Below are 19689 nucleotides of genomic sequence, written 5' to 3' on the forward strand. Positions count from 1 at the left end.
GGGTGCGGGCCGCCTACCGCGCGGTCGCGGCGCTGGGCGCCTGGGTGGCCCTGCGCGACCTGCGGGCGGCGCTGCCCGGCGTGCCGCGCACCGTCGTCGACGAGGGCCTGCGCGCCCTGTACCCCGAGCCCGGCGTGCACATCGTCGCCGAGGACAACCTCAAGGCCCTCACCCCGGACGATCACGCCGCCGCGCTGCAGCTGGGCGGCCGTCCCCTGCACGCGATACGGATCACCCGATGACGCTTTCCGACACCCAGCGCGCGGCGCTGCGTTCCGTCCGCCTGAGCTGGGCGCCCACGTACGAGGAGGTGTGGGACGCCGCAGCGGAGGACACGCACGTCGACGGCCTGCACACCGACGTCTGGGAGGACCTCGAGGACGCCCTCGGCGACGCCGTCGCGTCGACCGGCGCCTCCCCGACGGGCCTGGTGATCACCGGCAACGCGGGCACCGGGAAGACCCACCTGCTCACCCGGTTCCGGTCCGAGGTGCAGGCGGCCGGCCATTACTTCGTGCTGCTGGAGCTGCTCGACGCCTCCGACTTCTGGCGCGCCGCGCTGACCTCGCTGCGCAGCTCGCTGCTGCGCCCCGCCCGCGACCACGAGACCCAGCTCGCGCAGCTGCTGTGGCTGCTCTCCGACGAGGCCGGGCTCTCGCGCGCGCACCGCCGCGAGTTCTCGGGCGACGCGGTGCCCACGCCGGAGGGCCTGGACGCGCTCGTCGCCGCGATGAGCAAGCGCCGCCCGCAGGTGCGGCAGTACCACGGCGTGCTGCGCGCGCTGGTGCTGCTGGCCTCCCCGGACACCCGTCTCGCCGACCTCGGCTCCGCCTTCCTCGACGACATCGAGGTCGAGGAGACCGCCGCCGAGCGCCTGCACTGGGGGCTGCCCGCGCACGGCTTCCCCGCCGTGGAGACGGTCCGCGCGGTCTCGGCGTTCATGGCGGAGACCGCGGCGACCGTCTTCGCCGTCGACCAGATCGACACCCTGCTCGCGCAGTCCGCGGCCACCCTCACCGCGCCGGACGCCGCGGAGAGCGAGGTCATCGAGCAGGTGGGCCACGGCCTGATGTCGCTGCGCCAGGGCCTCTATCGCACGGTGACCGTCGCCTGCATGCTGCCGACGGCGTGGGAGACGCTCTCCAGCCGGGCCACCGCATCCGTCGCCGCCCGGTTCCGAGTGGTCGGCCCGCTCAAGTCGCTGCCCGACGGTGCCATCGCCCGCGCCATCGTCGAGCGGAGGCTCACGGCCGCGTACCGCGCGAAGGAGTTCGTCCCGCCGCACCCCACCTGGCCGATCGCGCCGGAGGCCTTCGCCTCCGCGGTGCACCACACCCCGCGCGACCTGCTCACCAAGGTCGATGCGCACATCCGGGCGTGCGTCACCACCCGCACGGACTTCGAGCTCGCCTCCTTCGACGACGGGCCGGCGCGCGTGGCGCCGTCGGTCCCGGAGCCGACGCCGATGGAGCCCGCCGAGCCCCCCGCGGACCCGCCCGTCGACGTGCTGGCCCGCATCGACGAACAGTTCGAGGCGCTGCGGATCCGGGCCCGCGTCGGCGACGTGGCGACCGACCAGGCCGTCGCCGACAAGCGGATGGGCGGCCTCATCGAGGCCGGCCTGCGGGCGTGGACCCGCGAGGACGGCGGCGACGGCTTCCAGATCGAGCGCGGCAACAAGCAGCTCGACGGCCGGCTGCGGCGCCGCCTACCCGGCCGCGTCGAGGACGAGCAGCACTGGGCCTTCCGCGCGATCCCCGCTTCCAACGCCGTCGCCACCACCAACCGCGTCCAGAGCGCCGCGACGGCGGCCGGCGTCGCCGCCGGGATGGACCGGCGCAAGCTCTTCCTGCTGCGCTCCACGCCCTGGCCGACCAGCCCGAAGGCGTCGTCGGTGATCGCCGACGCCGTGGAGCGCGGCGCGGAGCTGCTCCCCCTCGACGAGGCCGATCTCGCCACCCTCGACGCGCTGGGCCGGATCATCGCGAACGGGCCCGACGGCCTCGACGACTGGCTCACGGCGCGGCGGCCCGCGCACGGGCTGCGGATGTTCGCGGGGCTCGACGGCGCCCCGAAGCCCGCGGCCGAGCGCCCCGCCTCGCGCCGCGCCCGCGGCATGATCCCCGGCGACGCGGTGGGCCGCGTGGGCGGGCTGTCGAGCTCCGTCGCCGACGTCATGTTCGGCGGGCCGCCGACCCCGCGCCCGGAGCCCGCGGCACCGAAGGCCGAGGTCCCGGCCGCGCCGGCGGCACCGTCGGGCCCGGCGGGCATCGCCGTCGGCCTAGGCCCGGACCACGCGCCCGTCACCGTCGACCTCGCCGAGCTGCGCAAGCACACCGCGATCTTCGCCGGCTCCGGCTCGGGGAAGACGGTGCTGATCCGCCGGCTCATCGAGGAGTGCGCGCTGCGCGGGGTGTCGGCGATCGTGCTGGACCCGAACAACGACCTGTCCCGGCTCGGCGAGGCGTGGCCGCAGGAGCCGTCGGGCTGGTGGGAGGGCGACGCCGAGCGGGCGCGCACCTACCTCGCCGACACGGACGTGGTGGTGTGGACGCCGAACCGGGCGTCCGCGCGACCGCTGGTGCTGCAGCCGATCCCGGACTTCGCGGCGCTGCGCGCGGGCATGGACGGCGACGATCTCGACGCGCAGGAGGCGCGGGAAGGCTTCGCGATGGCCGTGGAGGCGTGCGCGAGCGCGCTGGAACAGCACGTCGGCGTGGGCGGATCGCGCCGCGAGCAGCAGCGCGCGATCCTGCGCGAGGCGCTCGACGCCTACGGCCGGGAGATCGGCCGCGCCGACATCCGGGCGTTCGCCGAGTTCCTCGGCGCGTGGGATTCGACGCGCAGCAGCCTCGGCAGCGCCGACAAGCTGGCGCCCGAGCTCGCCGCGAACCTGCAGGCGGCGCTCATCAACAACCCGCTGCTCGGCGGCCGCGGCGAGGCGGTCGACCCGGCGACACTGCTGACCCCCGCGGACGGCAAGCGCGCGCGGATCTCGGTGATCAGCCTCATCGGCCTGCCCGACGAGACGCAGCGGCAGACCTTCGTCGCGCAGCTGCAACTGGCGCTGTTCTCCTGGATCAAGCGCCATCCCGCGGGCGATCGTCCGCTGGGTTCGCTACTGGTGATGGACGAGGCGCAACAGATCGCGCCGTCGGGGTCGGTGAAGCCGTCCACGGAGTCGACGCTGCTGCTCGCCTCGCAGGCCCGCAAGTACGGGCTGGGGCTGGTGTTCGCGACGCAGGCCCCGAAGGGCCTGCACGACAAGATCGTCGGCAACAGCGCGACGCACTTCTACGGCAAGCTCAACGCGCCGGTGCAGATCCAGGCCGCGAAGGACCTGGCCGCCGCCCGCGGCGGGCGGCTCGACGGCATCGGCGGGCTGGGCGCGGGCGACTTCTATCTCGGGGCCGGCGCGGCGACGGTGCGCCTGCACTCACCGATGTGCCTGAGCCATCACGCCGCCAGTCCGCCCACCGAGGACGAGGTGCTGGCGATCGCCCGCGGCTGACGACCGGGCGGCACGCGCGTGGGTCCACGCGGGCAGCCCGACCATCGTCCAGAGGTCCGGCGCCGGCTCGGCGCCGAGCTCGCGCCGCGTCAGCTGCGCGTAGCGCTGCACCGCGGCGCGGGCCCCGCAGAGGTCGCCGGCGTCGAGGTGGGCCCGGGCGAGGGCGCGGTGCGCGTCCGCGCGGAGCGGGTCGCGGCGCACCGCCGCGGTCGCCGCCTCGACGGCGTCACGGCCGCCGTTCGATCCGTCCATCGCGCACCTCCGATTCCCTGGGTCCATTGGACCCCGGCGAGGCGCGCTGCGAACGAGTAGCCGACTACCCGATTGTGCGGGCGGGCGTCAGCCCGCGGGGCGGGTGGCGCGACGGCGGGGCTGCTGGGCGCTGCCCTGGCCCTGCGGGCGGCCCTGGCCGGACGGTGCCTGCCGGGCGCCGGAGCGCTGCTGGCCGCCCTGGCCCTGACGACGCTGCTGGCCGCCCTGACCGGCGGAACCGCCCTGGCCGCGACCGGCACCGTCGGACCGCTGCCCGGTGCCCTTGCCGCGCCCGGCGCGGCCCCGGCCCGGGGCGTGACCGCCGCCGGACCTGCGCTGCTGCTGCGGCTGCGGCGCGACGGGCTCGGGGGTGACGTACGGCGCGACCTCGCCGACGAGGTCGACGACGACCGGCGACGCGGCGGTCACGGCGACGGGCCGGGCGCTGATCGCGGCCTTCTTGAGCAGCGCTTGGGTGTCCTTGCGCTGATCGGAGGTCATCACGGTGACGACGGTGCCCTCGTTGCCGGCGCGGGCCGTGCGGCCGCTGCGGTGCAGGTAGGCCTTGTGCTCGGCCGGCGGGTCGACGTGGACGACGAGCTCGATGTCGTCGACGTGGACGCCGCGGGCCGCGATGTCGGTGGCGACGAGCACGCGGGCGGTGCCGGTGCTGAAGGCCTCGAGGTTGCGGTCGCGCTGCGGCTGGCTGAGGTTGCCGTGCAGGTCGCGCGCGGGGATGCCGTCGGCGGTGAGCTGCTTCGCCAGCTTCTTGGCCTGGTGCTTGGTGCGGGTGAACAGGATGCGGCGGCCCGTGCCCGAGGCGAGGGCGCGCACCAGCTCGTTCTTGTCGTCCTTGCCGCCCACCTCGAAGACGTGGTGCGTCATGGCGACGACCGGCGAGTTCTCGGGGTCGACGGAGTGCGAGACCGGGTCGGTGAGGAACTTGCGGACCAGCTTGTCGACGCCGTTGTCCAGCGTGGCGGAGAACAGCATCCGCTGGCCGCCGGCCGGGGTCGCGGCCAGGATCCGGGTGACGACGGGCAGGAAGCCGAGGTCGGCCATGTGGTCGGCCTCGTCGAGCACGGTGACCTCGACCCGCGACAGGTCGACGATGCGCTGCCGCATCAGGTCCTCGAGGCGGCCGGGGCACGCGACGACGATGTCGACGCCGTTGCTCAGCGCCTGCTCCTGGCGGGTCTGCTTCACCCCGCCGAAGATCGTGGTGACGCGCAGGCCGGCGGCGCGGGCCAGCGGCTCGACGGTGGCGGTGATCTGGGTGGCCAGCTCACGCGTGGGGGCGAGGACGAGGCCCGACGGCTTGCCCGCAGGGGCGCGATGCCCGGCGATGCGCGCGACCAGCGGGATCGCGAAGGCCAGGGTCTTGCCCGAGCCCGTCTTCCCGCGGCCGAGCACGTCGCGGCCGGCGAGGGTGTCGGGGAGGGTGTCGGCCTGAATGGGGAACGGCGTGCTGCGGTCCATGTCGTTCAGGGCGGCGATGAGGTTCGAGGGGACGCCGAGGTCGGCGAAGGAACGGGTGGACACAGGGGTGCTCACGGTAAGGGGGTACCTAACGGTGGTGGTGGCGAAGGCGGCGGTGGCCGCATCCGTTCGCCGCAAGAAAAGAACCGGGAAATGGTCTCGAGCCGAGATCGGCGAGTCAGGGGCCCGGGTGCCCTACGACGGCGCGGGACGTCACCGTCCCGCATGTTCCACAGCATAGCAAACCTGTTCGCATCGTCCCGCATAATCGATGGTGGAGTGCCGATGCTCACACACTGTGCGTTCGCACCCTCATGAAACGCGGAGGCGATTCATGAGCGACAATGCAGTCATAAGGCGCGCACGTCGACGCGCACCAGGGGAGGCATAATCATGACCGCACGTACGAGGATCCATCCGCTCCGCGGCCGCGGGGGCGCGGCACTGGTCGTCGGGGCTTCACTGTTCGCACTGGCCGGTTGCGGCTCGGTGGCGGGGACCGGCTCGGCGGACCCGCAGGACGTCGCCGCCTATCAGAGCACCATCGCGTCGTCGCGGGCCGCCGCCGCGGCGGCCGCGGGCAAGTCCGCGTGCTCCTCGTGGCAGTCCGGGTACGACACCCGCATCGTCGCGAGCCGCGCCACCGTCGCCTTCACCAAGGACCCGAAGTGGACCTGGGACGGCATCACCGGCCTGATCAACGCGGAGTTCGCCGCCATCGCCACGGAGACCGGCCGGTTGCCGGGCATCATCGCGACGGAGAACCTCGCGCCCACGATCAAGACCGCGATCACGGACTACAAGGCCAAGCTCGACGCCTACAACGACGGCCTGCGGGCCGATCAGGCCGCGCGCGGCTCGGGCGAGAACACGTGGGTCAAGAGCAACCCGGCGTTCTCGGCGCTGGGCGATGCGGCCAGCGCCGTGCGTCGCGTTTGCGCCTGATCGACAACTACGTGTTCGAGATCACGAAGATTTCCGTACACTGACGTCGTTCGCCGGGCTATCTTCTTGATGTTCATCATTTGACATCGAGAGGTAATCATCGTGACCATTCGTATCTGGGGCGCCCGCACCGTCTCCGCCGGCCTGCTGGCCGCCGCCCTCGCCACTCCCCTCGCCGGTGTCGCCGCCGCCGCGCCGACGCCGGTTCCCGGCGCGCCGGCGGCGCCCGGCGCGCCGGCGGCCTCGCCCGCCCGCGCCGCGTACGACCTGTGGAACACCAACCGCGCGCCGCGGCAGGCCGCGAGCCGCGCCGCCGTCCAGGCCACCAAGAACAAGGACTGGACCTGGGAGGGCATCGCCCCGACGCTCGACGCCGAGCAGAACGCGCTGCGCGTCGAGCTGGGCACGCTGCCGGGCACCATCGGCCGCGCCGCGTCGAACCCGCAGTTGGTCGCGGCGCTGCGGACCTACCAGACCCGCCTGACCGAGTACTCGCGCGCCCTCGCCGCCGACCGCGCGGCCCGCGGCAGCGAAGGCGCCACGTGGAAGCTGTCCAACCCGGCCCTCCAGCGCGTGTACGACGCCTGCAACGCGGTCGTCGCCGTCGGAAAGAAGCTCTGACCCCACCCCGGAACGACGCGAAGGCCCCCGTCCTCTCCTCGCGGAGTGGACGGGGGCCTTCGTCGTCTGTGCGGTGCGGGTGGGCCTACTTGGCCTTCTCCAGCACCTCCACCAGGCGCCAGTGCTTGCTGGCGCTCAGCGGACGGGTCTCCATGATCCGGACGCGGTCGCCGACACCGGCGACGCCCTCTTCGTCATGCGCCTTCACCTTGGAGGTGGTGCGGATGATCTTGCCGTACAGGGAGTGCTTCACGCGGTCCTCGAGCTCGACGACGATGGTCTTCTCCATCTTGTCGGACACGACGTACCCGATGCGGACCTTGCGGCTGTTCCGCTCCTCGGTGGTCACATTGCTTCCGTTCTCACTCATGCGGCGTCACCCTCCGGGCCCGAGGCCAGGCCGAGCTCCCGCTCGCGCAGGATCGTGTAGATCCGGGCGATGTCGGTACGCACGGTGCGCAGGCGACGGTTGTTGCTCATCTGCCCGGTGGCCATCTGGAACCGCAGGTTGAACAGCTCCTCCTTGGCCTCGCGCAGCTTCTCCACCAGCTCGTCCGCGGTGAGACCGCGAAGATCAGCGGCGACGGTGTTCGACATCAGAACTGCTCCTCTCGGGTCACGATGCGGGTCTTGCAGGGGAGCTTGTGCTGGGCGCGACGCAGGGCCTCGCGAGCGGTCTCCTCATTGGGGTAGGTCATCTCGAACAGCACGCGACCGGGCTTGACGTTCGCGACCCACCACTCGACCGAACCCTTACCGGAACCCATGCGGGTCTCGGCGGGCTTCTTCGTGAGGGGGCGGTCCGGGAAGATGTTGATCCAGACCTTGCCGCCACGCTTGATGTGCCGGTTGATGGCGATACGAGCGGACTCGATCTGACGGTTGGTGATGTAGGCGGGCTCGAGAGCCTGGATGCCGTAGTCACCGAACGTCACATGGTTGCCGCCCTTGGACTGGCCGGAACGGCCGGGGTGGTGCTGCTTGCGGTGCTTCACCCGACGGGGGATCAACATGGCGTCAGCCCTCCTGGTTCGTTGCAGCCGGAGCCGCCGCCACAGGAGTCTCCTCCGTTGCGGCGCGACCGGCTTCGGTGCTGGTGGCGGTCGTGCCCGACGCGCCGCTGCGACGCGGGCGCTGCGGGCGCTCACGACGCGGGCCGCGACGGTCGTCGTTCGACGGTGCCGCCAGCTCGCGCCGGCCGCCCACGACGTCGCCCTTGTAGATCCACACCTTGACGCCGATCCGCCCGAAGGTGGTCTTCGCCTCGTGCAGGCCGTAGTCGATGTCGGCGCGCAGCGTGTGCAGGGGCACGCGGCCCTCGCGGTAGAACTCGCTGCGGCTCATCTCCGCGCCGCCAAGGCGACCCGAGCACTGGACCCGGATACCCTTGACGTTCGGCTGACGCATCGCCGACTGGATCGCCTTGCGCATCGCGCGGCGGAACGCCACGCGGTTGCTCAGCTGCTCCGCGATGCCCTGCGCGACGAGCTGGGCGTCGGCCTCGGAGTTCTTCACCTCGAGGATGTTGAGCTGCACCTGCTTCTTGGTGAGCTTCTCCAGCTCCGAGCGGATGCGATCGGCCTCGGCGCCGCGGCGGCCGATGACGATGCCCGGACGCGCGGTGTGGATGTCCACCCGCACGCGGTCCCGGGTGCGCTCGATCTCGATCTTGCTGATGCCGGCACGCTCGAGGCTGTCGGTCAGACGCTTACGGATCTGGACGTCTTCCTTGACGTACTCCGAGTACTGCTTATCGGCGTACCAGCGGGACTTCCAGTCCGTGGTGATGCCGAGGCGGAAGCCGTGGGGATTGATCTTCTGACCCATGCTTACGCTCCCTTCCGGTTCCGGCTGGCGGCGGGCTTCTTCGACTCGACCGACTCGACCACCACGGTGATGTGGCTGGTGCGCTTGCGGATCCGGTACGCGCGGCCCTGGGCCCGCGGCTGGATGCGCTTCATGGTCGGGCCCTCGTTGGCGTACGCCTCCGAGACGACCAGGGTGCGCGGGTCGAGGCCCAGGTTGTTCTGCGCGTTGGCGATGGCCGACGCGAGAACCTTGGCGACGGGCTCGCTCGCGGCCTGCGGCGCGAACCGCAGGATCGCGAGCGCCTGCTCGGCGTCCTTACCGCGGACCAGGTCGATGACGCGACGGGCCTTCATGGGCGTGACGCGCACGAAACGTGCGGTCGCCGACGCCGAGGTCTGTGCTGCTGTGTCGTTGCTCATTAGCGGCGCTTCGCCTTCCGGTCGTCCTTGATGTGGCCCTTGAACGTCCGCGTCGGGGCGAACTCGCCCAGCTTGTGACCCACCATGTTCTCCGAGACGAACACCGGCACGTGCTTGCGACCGTCATGGACGGCGAAGGTGTGACCGATGAAGTCGGGGATGATGGTGGAGCGGCGCGACCAGGTCTTGATGACCTGCTTGGTGCCCTTGTCGTTCTGGACGTCGACCTTCGCGAGGAGGTGGTCGTCGACGAACGGGCCCTTCTTGAGGCTGCGTGGCATTCTCTAACTCCCTCCTAGCGCTTGTTCTTACCGGACTTGCGGCGACGGACGATCATCTTGTCGCTCGCCTTGTTCTTGCGGGTGCGGCCCTCGGGCTTGCCCCACGGGCTCACCGGGTGGCGACCACCGGAGGTCTTACCCTCACCACCACCGTGCGGGTGGTCCACCGGGTTCATGACGACACCACGGACGGTCGGGCGCTTGCCCTTCCAGCGCATGCGGCCGGCCTTGCCCCAGTTGATGTTGCTCTGCTCGGCGTTGCCCACCTCGCCGACGGTGGCGCGGCAGCGCACGTCGACGCGACGGATCTCGCCGGAGGGCATACGCAGGGTCGCGTACGCGCCCTCCTTGCCCAGCAGCTGGACGCTGGCACCGGCCGAGCGGGCCATCTTGGCACCGCCACCGGGACGCAGCTCCACGTTGTGGATCACCGTGCCGGCGGGGATGTTCCGCAGCGGCAGGCAGTTGCCCGGCTTGATGTCGGCGTTGGGGCCCGACTCCACGATGTCGCCCTGCTTCAGGTCCTTGGGGGCGAGGATGTAACGCTTCTCGCCGTCCAAGTAGTGCAGCAGTGCGATCCGCGAGGTGCGGTTGGGGTCGTACTCGATGTGCGCGACCTTGGCGTTGATGCCGTCCTTGTCGTGACGACGGAAGTCGATCAGACGGTAGGCGCGCTTGTGGCCGCCACCCTTGTGCCGGGTGGTGATGCGGCCGTGCGCGTTACGGCCACCACGGCCGTGCAGCGGACGGATCAGCGACTTCTCCGGGGTCGAACGCGTGACCTCGTCGAACGTCGAGCCCGACGAGCCGCGGCGACCCGGAGTGGTCGGCTTGTACTTACGGATAGCCATTTAGCTCGCGCCTCCGAAGATGTCGATGGGCTTGCTATCGGCACTCAGGGTCACGATGGCGCGCTTGGTGCTCTTGCGCTGACCGTAACCGGCACGGGTGCGCTTGCGCTTGCCCTGGCGGTTCAAGGTGTTGACGCTGTCGACCTTGACGCCGAAGACCTTCTCCACGGCGATCTTGATCTGCGTCTTGTTCGCGTCCGGGTGCACCACGAAGGTGTACGTGTTCTCCTCGATGAGGCCGTAGGCCTTCTCGGAGATCACCGGCGCGAGCAGGATGTCCCGCGGGTCAGCGGGGATGGTTGCGGTGGCCATCAGGCGTTCGCCTCCTCGGTCTTCGTGGCGCTCGCGATGAACGAACCCAGAGCCTCGCGGCTGAACACCAGATCATCGGCGTCCAGGACGTCGTAGGTGTTGAGCTGGTCGGAGTAGATCCACTTCGCGTTCGGCAGGTTCTGGACGCTGCGCTGCGCGGTCAGGTCCTCGCGGCCGACGACCACGAGGAACTTCTTGCGCTCCGACAGCGCGGCCAGGAACAGGCGCGCGGTCTTGGTCGACGCCTCCTGGCCGGACACCAGCTCGGTGACGACGTGGATACGGTCCTCGCGAACCCGGTCGGTGAGGGCACCGCGCAGGGCGGCGGCCTTCATCTTCTTCGGGGTGCGCTGGCTGTAGTCGCGCGGCTGCGGGCCGTGCACCGTGCCACCGCCGTTGAACTGCGGCGCGCGGGTCGAGCCCTGGCGGGCGCGGCCGGTGCCCTTCTGGCGGTACGGCTTGCGCCCACCGCCGCGGACCTCGCCGCGGGTCTTGGTGGAGTGCGTGCCGGCACGCGCAGCGGCGAGCTGCGCGACGACCACCTGGTGCATCAGCGCGATGTTGGGCTCGACGTCGAAGATCTCGGCGGGGAGCTCGACGGTGCCGTCGACCTTGCCGTCGGCGGTCTTCACATCAAGAGTCAGCTTGCTCATGCGCGAGCACCACCCTTCACTGCGGTACGGACCATCACGAGGCCGCCCTTGCGGCCGGGGATGGCGCCCTTGATCAGCAGGACGCCGGCCTCGGCGTCCACCTTGAACACGGACAGGTTCTGCGTGGTGACGTTGTCCGAGCCCATGCGGCCGGCCATCCGGACGCCCTTGAAGACGCGACCCGGGGTGGCGCAGCCACCGATGGAACCGGGCGCACGGTGCACGGCCTGCACACCGTGGCTGGCGCCGAGGCCCGAGAAGCCGTGGCGCTTCATGACGCCGGCGTAGCCCTTGCCCTTGCTGACGCCGGTGACGTCGACGAAGTTGCCGGCCTCGAACACGTCGGCGCCCAGCTCCTGGCCCACCTCGTAGTCGGCGGCGGCATCGGCGTCGGCGAGCCGCAGCTCGGCGATGTGGCGACGCGGGGTGACACCGGCCTTGGCGAACTGGCCCGAGACGGGCTTGTTCACCTTGCGGGGGTCGATCGCGCCGAAGGCGAGCTGGACGGCGTCGTAGCCGTCAGCGGCCTGGGTACGGATCTGGGTGACCACGTTCGGCCCGGCCTTGACGACGGTGACCGGGACGACCCGGTTGTTCTCGTCGAAGACCTGGGTCATGCCGAGCTTGGTGCCCAGGATTCCCTTGATCTTGTTCTCAGTCATATCGTTTCTCCGCAGCCGCTTACTGGATGTTCACGTCGACGCTGGCCGGCAGATCGATGCGCATCAGCGCGTCGACCGTCTTCGGCGTCGGGTCCAGGATGTCGATCAGCCGCTTGTGCGTACGCATCTCGAAGTGCTCGCGCGAGTCCTTGTACTTGTGCGGCGAGCGGATGACGCAGTACACGTTCTTCTCCGTCGGCAGCGGCACGGGACCGACGACACGGGCGCCGGTGCGAGTCACGGTCTCGACGATCTTCCGAGCAGACGCGTCGATCGCCTCATGGTCATAGGCCTTGAGCCTGATGCGGATCTTCTGTCCCGCCACGCTGTGTCCTCTTCCGTCAAGTGTTCAAACGTATTGCCAGACACACGGACAGCTGAATCACCTGCGGGAACGTATCCCGCTTGAAGTCGATCGACGCTGTTCATGTATCAAATTGCTCCGGTCCACGCGGTCGGGCGTGTCGCGCTGGCGCTCATACTCCGCCGTGTGTTCCGGTGGCTCCCTCGAGGGGAGCCGGGCGATACCGAAGCCGGTGGGACGGCCCCATACAGGACCGCGCCGCCCGACAAGGCAACCCGACCAGTATGCACTGCTCGGGCCGCATCTTCAAATCGAACCGGTCGATCCCGCCGGTGCGATTCGCGTCACACGCGTCGCCGGGGCGCGCTCTGGAAGAATATCGGGCATGACCGAACGGAGCGTCGCGCCGAGGCCGGGCGCGTTGCTCCTGGCCGTCCTCCTGTGCGCCGGTGTCCTTCTGGGCTCCGGCTGCGCGGTGACCCCCGTCGACGGTGCCGCTGCACTGTCCTCGGCCGCGGCCTCGAAGTCCCGGGCCGTGCCGCGTCCCGTCGCCGCGGTGCGGGACGACGCGATCCGCTACCGCTACCCCGCCCCGAACGCGGATCCCCGCCAGAACTACGGCAACCTCTACCTCCCCCGCGGCGCCCACGCGCCGCGCAGCCTGCCCGTGGTGGTGCTCATCCACGGCGGCGGCTGGAAGAACCGGTCGAGCGCGGGGTACATGGCCGAGGTCGCGCGGGCGCTGCAGGCGCAGGGCCTCGCGGTGTGGAACGTCGAGTACCGGCGGGTCGGCTCGGGCGGCGGCTGGCCGACCACCTTCACCGACGTGGGCCACGCCGTCGACTACGTCCCCACCCTCGCCGAGTCCGCGCCGGCCCTGGACCCGTCGAACGTGATCCTGGTCGGGCACAGCGCAGGCGGCCAGCTCGCGGCGTGGGCGGCCACCCGGCGCACGCTCCCGGCGGGGTCGCCCGGAGTGACCTGGCCGGCGGGCGGCGGCCCGACGGTGACCCCGCGCGCCTTCGTCTCCATGGCGGGGGTGCTCGACATGCGCACCAGCTCGCGCCTCAACGACCACGTCCGCAAGGCGCTCGGCGGCATGCCGGACCGGGTGCCGGAGCGGTACGCGCTGGCGAACCCGATCCAGCGGATCGATCCGCTCATGCCGTCCGTCGCGATCCACGGCTCGGAGGATTCGATCGTGCCCGCGTCGGAGTCGGTGGACTTCGTCGCGGCGGCGCGGGCGCTCGGCGCACCGTCGCTGCTGGTGGAGCTCGACGGGGCGAACCACGGCACCCCCGTCAACGTGCGCTCGCCGTACTGGCCGCGGATCCGCGAGACCATCGTGAAGCTGGCCCGCGAGGGCTTCGACGCGCTCGCGGCGAACCCGCCCCGGTGACGCGCACCGTCGAACTTACCGTGGAGTAAGATAGCGGCCATGACCGACACCACCACGTACAAGATGTGGCGCACGCTCAGCGACAAGCCGCTCGGCAAGCTGGCCTTCTCCGCCGCCGCGTCGCTCAAGGCGCCGTACTTCGCCTCCGTCACCCCGTACATCTCCGAGATCGAGTACGGCCGCGCCGTGGTCCACGGGCCGAAGTGGTGGTTCGTGCAGAACCACATCGGCACCTTCCATGCCATCGCGGCCTGCAACCTCGCCGAGGTGGGCATGGGCATGGTGATGGAGGCGTCCACGCCGGGCACGCACCGCTGGCTGCCGAAGTCGATGACCGTCGACTACCTGGCCAAGGCCGAGTCCTCGCTCGTCGCCACCGCGACGCTGGCCGAGGAGATCGACTGGGACGCGATCACCACCGGGCGCGACGTGGTCGTCGACATCGCCGTCCGCGACAAGAAGGGCACCGAGGTCGTGCACGCGAAGATCACGACCTGGGTCACACCCAAGCCCTCGAAGTAGGGAAAATTCGCAACTCGAGTCACTCGAGTTGACCTGCGCATCGTCGTTCACTCGGTTTACAGGCGGTGTGGCGTGTGGCACGCTACCGTCGCACAGTCTTGCGCCCACCCGAGGAGGATCATGCGCCGCACCATCACGTCGTTCCCGAGGAACGCCGCCGCGTCCGTGGCCGTCCTCGGCGGCGTCGCCGCGCTGATCCTGCCCGCCTCCGCGCAGGCGGAGCCGGTCGCGACCGTCTCCCCCGGCAGCTCCGTGCTCACGGTCACCAAGCTGGTCGGCAACGTCGCCGACGGCCGCGGGTGCACCGTCGGCTTCGTCGGCCAGCGGGCCGACGGCACCCGCGTGGGCCTGTACGCCGGGCACTGCGGCGCCCAGGGCCAGCAGGTGGTCGTCAACGGGCGGATCGTGGGCGTGAACACCGGCTCGTCGGCGCCCGCGCTGACCAAGTCCGACACCTTCGTCGTGCCCGACGCCCCCGACTGGGGCGTCTTCACCCTCGACCCGAAGCTCGCGAAGGCCGCCCCCGGCGGCCGCGTCCGGCCGACCTCGGTGGGCACCGCCCGCCCCGGCGACGCGGTGTGCAGCCAGGGCGTCTCGTCGGGCTGGCGCTGCGGCTCCGTGGTGAGTGTGGACGGCGGCTACATCGCCACCACGATCCCGGTGCAGGTCGGCGACAGCGGCGGCCCGCTCATCCGCAGCTCCGACAACGCCGCGCTCGGCATCGCGAGCCGCGCCGCCACGTTCGACGGTCCGCTCGCCCGCAGCGGCTCGCTGTTCTACGACCTGGGCTCCACGCTCCGCGCCACCGGCACGTCGCTCGTCGTCGGCTAGCAGCCCGGCCGGCGGCCGGGACCGGACCGGCCATCGTCTCGTCGACTCTCGAATTCTGTCCGGTTCGGACACGCTGTCCATCTCGGACGGAATCCGAGAGTCCGCCGCGCGCTACTCGCTGTACCAGGCCCGGACAGGTTTCGGCGCCCACAGCAGGATCGGGACCAGCACGGTCGCGATGAGGCCCGAGCACGTGGCGCCGAGGATCACCGCCGACGCGGTCGCGACGATCAGCGCCGTGCGCGTCCGCTTCGCGAAGAGCAGGCCGGCGCCGACCAGGCCCGCGAGGGAACTCACCACCCAGAGCACGCCCAGCGGCACGCCGATCTCCGGGTCCGCGAATCCCGAGATCCCGAGCAGCACGCCGAAGATCCCGCACAGGATGAGGACGATCGCGGCGATGATCGCCTGCCAGGGCAGCTTCGCCGGGGCGGGCGCGGCACCGAACGCCGGGAACGAGGGCTGCGAGCCGTAGGGCCCGGGTCCCGGCCCCGGCTGCGCGACCGCGGGACCCGGCATCGACGCCTGCCCGTACGGCGCGGGCGCCGGTGCCTGCCCGTACGGCGGCGGGGTGTGCAGAGTCTGCGGGGCCGGCGGCGGGGTCTGCGCCCGCGTCGGCTGCGGCGTCGCGGGCGGCACCGGGCCCGAGCCCAGGTACGCTGCCTCGGCCTCGAGGGCACGGGCGAAGTCGGCGCAGGTGCGGAACCGCCGGGCCGGGTCGGCGGCCATGCCCGTGGACAGCGCCCGGTCGAGCGGCGCGAGGCGCGGATCGGTGTCGGCGGCGCGCGGGACCTCGCCGCGCATCTTCCGGCTGATCACCGCGCCCGGCGTGGTGCCGGCGAAGGGGCTGCGGCCCGTGAGCAGGGTCAGCGCCGTCGCGGCGAGGGCGTACTGGTCGGTGCGGCCGTCGACGGCCTCGTCGGCCAGCTGCTCCGGCGCCGCGTAGGTCACCGTGCCCACCGCGGTGTTCGTGGCCGTGAGGCCGGCGTCGTCGTCCATGCGGCGGGCGATGCCGAAGTCGGCGAGCAGGACGCGGCCGCCCGCGTCGGCGCCCGACTCGGCGAGCAGGATGTTCGCGGGCTTCACGTCGCGGTGGATCAGGCCCTTGCCGTGGGCGTGGTCGAGCGCGGAGGCGACCTGGGTGATGACGGAGACCACGTCGGCGACGGGCAGCCCGCGCGGGTGCCGGTCGCGGAGCAGGGCGTCGAGGTCGACGCCGGCGACGTAGTCCATCGACAGCCACAGCTTGCCGTCGGCCTCGCCGCGGTCGTGCACGCCCACGATGTTCGGGTGGAACAGCGTGGCCGCCAGGTCCGCCTCGCGGTTGAACCGCACGCGGTAGGACTCGTCCGTGGAGAGGTCCTGCGGGAGGATCTTCAGCGCCTCCTCGCGGGGCAGCCGCGGGTGCGCGACGAGGTAGACCTCGCCCATGCCACCCGCGCCCAACCGGCGGACCACCCGGAACCCGGCGAATTCTGCACCGGCCTGCATCGACATGCGCGAATCCTAGCGGCCACCGCCGACGGCTTCCGGCATACCTCCCGAAACCGGCGTTATTTGCGATCACGCCGCGAATAGCGCGGCGCGGCCGCGATTTCCGCCGGTTTCGGAAGCCGGGATCAGCGCCAGAGCGTCGCCGGGTCGACGGCCTCGGGGTTCGGCGCCTCGGGCGTCGCGGCGGGCGTGCGCGAGAAGCGCGGCGCGGGCATCGGGGCCATCGCTCCCCCGACCTCCTGCAGGTTCTGCCGGGCGGCCATGTGCGGGTGCTTCGAGGCCTCCTCGAAGGTGAGGATCGGCGCGACGCAGGCGTCGGAGTCGAAGAAGACCTCGGCCCATTCGTCGCGGGTCTTCGTCTTCAGCGCGGCCTCCAGAGCGGCGCGCAGCTCGGGCCAGCGGGCCTGATCGAGCTGGTAGGGCAGGTCCTCCTGCTTGAGGCCCAGCTTGTCGAGCAGCTCGGCGAAGAACTGCGGCTCGATCGCGCCGACGGAGACGTACTTGCCGTCGGAGGTCTCGTAGGTGTCGTAGAAGGGCGCGCCGCCGTCGAGGGTGTTCACGCCGCGCTCGTCGCTCCAGATGCCCTGGCCCCGGAAGTCCCACTGCATCTGCCCGATGAGGGAGGCACCGTCGACCATGGCGACGTCGATGACCTGCCCCTTGCCGGACGTGTTGCGCTCGTAGAGCGCCGCGAGCACGCCGAAGACGAGGAACATCGAGCCGCCGGCGAAGTCGCCGACGAGGTTGAGCGGCGGCACGGGACGCTCGCCCTTGCGGCCGATGGCGTGCAGCAGGCCGGTGAGGGAGATGTAGTTCATGTCGTGGCCGGCGCGCTGCGCGAACGGGCCGTCCTGGCCCCAGCCGGTCATCCGGGCGAAGACGATGCGGGGGTTGCGCTCGAGCACCACGTCGGGGCCGAGGCCCAGGCGCTCCATGACGCCGGGGCGGAAGCCCTCGACGATCACGTCCGCGCGGTCGATGAGCTCGAGGATGGTGGCGATGTCGGCGGGGTTCTTCAGGTCGGCCTCGACGATGGTGCGGCCGCGCTTGACGCCCGATGGCGTGCCCGTGATGCCGTTCACGCCGATGCCGGGGCGCTGCACCGAGACGACGTCGGCGCCCTGGTCGGCGAGGAGCATCGCGGCGTGCGGGGCGGGGCCGAGACCTGCGAACTCGACCACCTTCAGTCCCGCGAGGGGACCCTGCTTCGAATCAGTCATGAATGCACGTTAACTTGCCCGTAGGCTGGGCGGGTGACCTGGCTCTCGATTCACGACCCCGACGGTGACGTGCGAGCGAATCTCGTGCTCGCGCACGGCGCGGGCGGCAACCGCGACCAGGCGATGCTGCGGCTGCTCGGCGAGGAACTCGCGCAGCGCGGTGTGCGCACCGTCCGCATCGACCTCCCGTTCCGGCGGCTGCGGCCGAAGGGGCCGCCGTCACCGTCGGGCCAGGCGGCCGACCGGGCCTCGTTCGCGGAGACCGCCCGGCTCCTGGAGCTGGACGGCCCGATCCTGTGGGGCGGGCACAGCTACGGCGGGCGGATGGCGTCGATGGCCGTCGCGGAGGGACCGGAGCGGCCCGACGGCCTTCTCCTCCTGTCCTACCCGCTGCACCCGCCCGGGCGGCCGGAGAAGGCCCGCACGGCGCACCTGCCGGACATCGCCGTCCCGACGGTGCTGGTGCACGGCCGGCGCGACCCCTTCGCCTCGCCGGAGGAGATGGCGGAGGCCGCGGCGCTCATCGCGGGCCCCACCACCACCGTCGAGGTCGCGGCCGCGCACGACCTGGCGCCCGCGAAGTCCGGCGCACCGGCGAAGGCCGCCGACGCCGTGATCGCGCTGCTGGATCAGGCGAAGGCGTAGTCCTCGATCGGGAAGGTGCGGGCGTCGCGGCGGGCGCCGATCACTGAGCTCGGCCGCAGCAGCGTCGCCTCGCCGTGCGGGTCGAAGTAGTAACTGCGGCTGCCCTCGCACGCGCCCAGCTGGAAGACGGACCGCCCCAGCCGCGACGACATCGTCTCCAGGAACTTCGCGTTCGCCTGCTCCGTCACCTCGACGGTGCGCGCGCCGGTCCGGTCGATCTCGTCGAAGACGCGGCGCAGGTGCACCATCTGCGCCTCGATGGTCCAGAAGTAGCTCAGGCCCGTGTAGCTGTACGGGCTGTGCAGGCTGAAGAAGTTGGGGAACTTCGGCACCGCCATGCCCTCGTAGGCCTGGAAGCGCCCCTCGCGCCAGAACTCGCCGAGGTTCCGCCCGTCCCGGCCGGTCACGTCGATCGCGGGGAAGTTCTTCTCCCACAGCGAGAACCCCGTGGCGAGCACGAGGGTGTCGAGCTCGTGGACGGTGCCGTCGGCCATCTCGATGCCGTGCGGCAGCACCCGGGCGATGGACGAGGCCTCGAGGGTCACGTTGTCGCGGCTGAAGGACGGGAAGTAGGTGTTGGAGAAGGTGGGCCGCTTGCAGCCGAAGGAGTACGACGGGGTGAGCGCCGCCCGCGTCTCCGGGTCCGGGACCTGCGCGCGCAGGTGCGCCTTGGCGAGCAGCGCCGCGATGTCGTTGAAGCGGTGCCCGTACTTGTAGTTGAGCACGCCGACGGTGCTGAGCACCTCGAGCGCCGTCGAGTTCGCGAGCCGCGCCGCGCGCTGCGTCACGGGCAGGCGGCCGAACAGGGCCTTCACCGGGCCGGGGACGTCGAAGTCGACCTTGGGCACCACCCAGATCGGGGTGCGCTGGAAGACGGTGAGGTGCCCGGCGACCTTCGCCAGCTCCGGGACCAGCTGCACGCCGGTCGCGCCGGTGCCGATGATCCCGATCCGCTGCCCGGCGAGGTCGGCGTCGTCGTCCCACTTCGCGCTGTGGATGACGGTGCCGGCGAAGTCGTCGATGCCCTCGATGTCGGGGAGCTTGGGCTGGCTGAGGAAGCCGGTCGCGGTGATGAGGTAGCGGGTGCGGAGCTTCTGTTCGAGGCCGCCGTCGCGGACGACGGTGACCTCCCACTCGGCGGCCTGCGGATCCCAGACGGCGCCGGTGACGTCGACGCCGAAGCGCATCAGCGGCCGCAGCCCGTACTTGTCGGCGACCCGGCTCGCGTAGGCCTTGAGCTCGGAGCCGGGCGCGTACAGCCGCGACCAGTTCGGGTTGGGCTCGAAGGAGTACGAGTAGGTCACCGAGGCGATGTCGACCGCGAGGCCCGGGTAGTGGTTGACGTGCCACGTCCCGCCCAGGTCCTCCTCGCGCTCGAGGATGAGGATGTCGTTGCGACCGCGGCCGAGGAGTTCGATCGCGGCACCCATGCCGCCGAACCCCGCGCCGACGATGATCACGTCGTGCGTCATGTCCAGT

General features: G+C 71.5%; 23 protein-coding genes and 1 pseudogene. 8 read left to right on the forward strand and 16 right to left on the reverse strand.

The window, feature by feature from the left end:
• Both LB823_RS11570 and LB823_RS11575 read left to right on the forward strand, forming a co-directional pair.
• Positions 1–242: pseudogene (locus LB823_RS11570) on the forward strand (hypothetical protein); the annotation flags it as partial.
• The gene (locus tag LB823_RS11575) at positions 239–3511 is read left to right on the forward strand and encodes a helicase HerA domain-containing protein (RefSeq protein WP_224647299.1); all 3273 of its coding nucleotides are present in this window, start codon (positions 239–241) and stop codon (positions 3509–3511) included. The pseudogene LB823_RS11570 and the gene LB823_RS11575, both read left to right, overlap by 4 nt.
• On the opposite strand, the gene LB823_RS11580 is transcribed toward LB823_RS11575, so the two are convergent.
• The gene (locus LB823_RS11580) at positions 3437–3763 is read right to left on the reverse strand and encodes a bacterial transcriptional activator domain-containing protein (RefSeq protein ID WP_224647300.1); all 327 of its coding nucleotides are present in this window, start codon (positions 3761–3763) and stop codon (positions 3437–3439) included. The two genes, LB823_RS11575 and LB823_RS11580, sit on opposite strands and share 75 nt — an antisense overlap.
• An 87-nt stretch (positions 3764–3850) precedes the next feature.
• Positions 3851–5242 (reverse strand): DEAD/DEAH box helicase, encoded by a 1392-nt coding sequence (locus tag LB823_RS11585; RefSeq protein ID WP_224647396.1) that lies wholly within the window; start codon positions 5240–5242, stop codon positions 3851–3853.
• 393 nt (positions 5243–5635) lie between these two features.
• Here LB823_RS11585 and LB823_RS11590 point away from each other — a divergent pair, with 393 nt between their 5' ends.
• Complete coding sequence (locus LB823_RS11590; RefSeq protein ID WP_224647301.1) at positions 5636–6187, forward strand: hypothetical protein; 552 nt, start codon at positions 5636–5638, stop codon at positions 6185–6187.
• 102 nt (positions 6188–6289) lie between these two features.
• Positions 6290–6808: a hypothetical protein gene (locus LB823_RS11595; RefSeq protein ID WP_224647302.1), complete on the forward strand. Its 519-nt coding sequence runs from the start codon at positions 6290–6292 to the stop codon at positions 6806–6808.
• Between the two features lie 85 nt (positions 6809–6893).
• Here the strand turns inward: LB823_RS11595 and rpsQ are convergent, their stop codons facing one another.
• From rpsQ to rpsJ, 11 genes are read right to left on the reverse strand one after another with little or no spacing between them, the layout of a single operon-like run.
• Positions 6894–7178: a 30S ribosomal protein S17 gene (gene rpsQ, locus LB823_RS11600; protein WP_068573211.1), complete on the reverse strand. Its 285-nt coding sequence runs from the start codon at positions 7176–7178 to the stop codon at positions 6894–6896.
• Complete coding sequence (rpmC, locus tag LB823_RS11605) at positions 7175–7405, reverse strand: 50S ribosomal protein L29 (protein ID WP_013128010.1); 231 nt, start codon at positions 7403–7405, stop codon at positions 7175–7177. The genes rpsQ and rpmC overlap by 4 nt, the downstream gene beginning before the upstream one ends.
• Positions 7405–7821 carry a 50S ribosomal protein L16 gene (rplP, locus tag LB823_RS11610; protein ID WP_224647303.1) on the reverse strand — a complete coding sequence of 139 codons (417 nt, stop codon included), beginning with the start codon at positions 7819–7821 and terminating at the stop codon, positions 7405–7407. The genes rpmC and rplP overlap by 1 nt, the downstream gene beginning before the upstream one ends.
• 4 nt (positions 7822–7825) lie before the next feature.
• Positions 7826–8635: a 30S ribosomal protein S3 gene (gene rpsC / locus LB823_RS11615; protein ID WP_068522668.1), complete on the reverse strand. Its 810-nt coding sequence runs from the start codon at positions 8633–8635 to the stop codon at positions 7826–7828.
• 2 nt (positions 8636–8637) lie between these two features.
• Positions 8638–9036 carry a 50S ribosomal protein L22 gene (gene rplV / locus LB823_RS11620; RefSeq protein ID WP_068522669.1) on the reverse strand — a complete coding sequence of 133 codons (399 nt, stop codon included), beginning with the start codon at positions 9034–9036 and terminating at the stop codon, positions 8638–8640.
• Positions 9036–9317 carry a 30S ribosomal protein S19 gene (gene rpsS / locus LB823_RS11625; RefSeq protein WP_068573204.1) on the reverse strand — a complete coding sequence of 94 codons (282 nt, stop codon included), beginning with the start codon at positions 9315–9317 and terminating at the stop codon, positions 9036–9038. The genes rplV and rpsS overlap by 1 nt, the downstream gene beginning before the upstream one ends.
• Positions 9318–9331: 14 nt before the next feature.
• Positions 9332–10168, reverse strand: coding sequence for a 50S ribosomal protein L2 (rplB, locus tag LB823_RS11630; RefSeq protein ID WP_224647304.1), 837 nt, complete (start codon positions 10166–10168; stop codon positions 9332–9334).
• Positions 10169–10480 (reverse strand): 50S ribosomal protein L23, encoded by a 312-nt coding sequence (gene rplW / locus LB823_RS11635; protein WP_068522672.1) that lies wholly within the window; start codon positions 10478–10480, stop codon positions 10169–10171.
• On the reverse strand, positions 10480–11133 hold the full coding sequence (gene rplD, locus LB823_RS11640) for a 50S ribosomal protein L4 (RefSeq protein ID WP_224647305.1): 654 nt from the start codon (positions 11131–11133) through the stop codon (positions 10480–10482). Before rplD ends, rplW begins: the two co-directional genes overlap by 1 nt.
• A complete protein-coding gene (rplC, locus tag LB823_RS11645) occupies positions 11130–11795 on the reverse strand; it encodes a 50S ribosomal protein L3 (RefSeq protein WP_224647306.1) in 666 nt (221 codons plus the stop codon). Before rplC ends, rplD begins: the two co-directional genes overlap by 4 nt.
• Positions 11796–11814: 19 nt before the next feature.
• Positions 11815–12120 carry a 30S ribosomal protein S10 gene (gene rpsJ, locus LB823_RS11650; protein WP_003938093.1) on the reverse strand — a complete coding sequence of 102 codons (306 nt, stop codon included), beginning with the start codon at positions 12118–12120 and terminating at the stop codon, positions 11815–11817.
• Between the two features lie 364 nt (positions 12121–12484).
• Here rpsJ and LB823_RS11655 point away from each other — a divergent pair, with 364 nt between their 5' ends.
• The 3 genes from LB823_RS11655 to LB823_RS11665 all read left to right on the forward strand — a co-directional run bounded on the left by LB823_RS11655 (position 12485) and on the right by LB823_RS11665 (position 14851).
• Positions 12485–13498 carry a S9 family peptidase gene (locus tag LB823_RS11655; RefSeq protein ID WP_224647307.1) on the forward strand — a complete coding sequence of 338 codons (1014 nt, stop codon included), beginning with the start codon at positions 12485–12487 and terminating at the stop codon, positions 13496–13498.
• A gap of 39 nt (positions 13499–13537) precedes the next feature.
• Complete coding sequence (locus LB823_RS11660) at positions 13538–14020, forward strand: hotdog fold domain-containing protein (RefSeq protein WP_224647310.1); 483 nt, start codon at positions 13538–13540, stop codon at positions 14018–14020.
• 120 nt (positions 14021–14140) lie between these two features.
• Positions 14141–14851, forward strand: coding sequence for a S1 family peptidase (locus LB823_RS11665; RefSeq protein WP_224647311.1), 711 nt, complete (start codon positions 14141–14143; stop codon positions 14849–14851).
• 111 nt (positions 14852–14962) lie between these two features.
• Here LB823_RS11665 and LB823_RS23900 read toward each other — a convergent pair whose 3' ends face one another.
• Together LB823_RS23900 and LB823_RS11675 are read right to left on the reverse strand one after the other, a co-directional pair.
• Positions 14963–16348, reverse strand: a complete 1386-nt coding sequence (locus LB823_RS23900; RefSeq protein ID WP_304941281.1) for a serine/threonine-protein kinase — start codon at positions 16346–16348, stop codon at positions 14963–14965.
• Positions 16349–16470: 122 nt separating this feature from the next.
• Positions 16471–17565: a CaiB/BaiF CoA-transferase family protein gene (locus LB823_RS11675; RefSeq protein WP_224647312.1), complete on the reverse strand. Its 1095-nt coding sequence runs from the start codon at positions 17563–17565 to the stop codon at positions 16471–16473.
• Positions 17566–17598: 33 nt separating this feature from the next.
• Between LB823_RS11675 and LB823_RS11680 the strand changes: the two genes are divergently transcribed.
• On the forward strand, positions 17599–18210 hold the full coding sequence (locus LB823_RS11680; RefSeq protein ID WP_224647313.1) for an alpha/beta fold hydrolase: 612 nt from the start codon (positions 17599–17601) through the stop codon (positions 18208–18210).
• Here LB823_RS11680 and LB823_RS11685 read toward each other — a convergent pair.
• Positions 18195–19682 carry an NAD(P)/FAD-dependent oxidoreductase gene (locus LB823_RS11685; protein WP_224647314.1) on the reverse strand — a complete coding sequence of 496 codons (1488 nt, stop codon included), beginning with the start codon at positions 19680–19682 and terminating at the stop codon, positions 18195–18197. The genes LB823_RS11680 and LB823_RS11685 overlap by 16 nt on opposite strands.
• Positions 19683–19689: the final 7 nt, after the last annotated feature.

Origin of the sequence: Tsukamurella sp. M9C, from assembly GCF_020169415.1 — a bacterium.
Taxonomy (GTDB): domain Bacteria; phylum Actinomycetota; class Actinomycetes; order Mycobacteriales; family Mycobacteriaceae; genus Tsukamurella.